Annotated in this window: 1 pseudogene; it reads right to left on the reverse strand. The window is 56.7% G+C overall.

Features of this window, described 5'->3' with window-relative positions:
* Positions 1-379: pseudogene (locus J5M67_RS27895) on the reverse strand (protein kinase family protein); the annotation flags it as partial.
* Positions 380-510 lie beyond the last annotated feature (131 nt).

The raw sequence follows: 510 nt of genomic DNA on the forward strand, positions 1-510 counted from the left end.
GTTCAACGAATTCGCCTAGAGTGACGCCGCTCGCCCACTCCATCTTCACGATAGGGTAGGCAGTGCCATCCACCCATATCCCGTTCCTCGCGAAGTTGAACCGCACGAAGTACGGCGACCTCAACGTCTCAAGATGGCGCGCGACGGCGGTGTAACGGTCTTCGAGGTCCTTCGATTCTTTGTGGAAGCACCGAAGAGCGACTTTCCGATTTTGCGCCAGTGTGAACGTATAGGTGAGTGCAAAGCCTCCGCACATGACGAGCGGAAGTCCGAAGCCATCTCTTGCAACGGAGCCTTGTGCAAGCTCAGCGTCCCCACGAAATGCCGTCTTGGGAAATTGCAGTACCTCTTGGTACCGTTCCAGAGCCGGGTACGTCATTTCGCCTGGGGTCGGCTACGCACTGCAAGGACGAGTAGTGAGGTATCGTCGATACGCAGGACTCCTTCGCGTCTTTCGGACAGAACAAGCTCGGTGAACGCAGCATCCGTATTCACCGACAGCAGCCTTTC

The sequence above is a fragment of the Pseudomonas sp. 30_B genome, assembly GCF_017491605.1.
Classification (GTDB): Bacteria; Pseudomonadota; Gammaproteobacteria; order Pseudomonadales; family Pseudomonadaceae; genus Pseudomonas.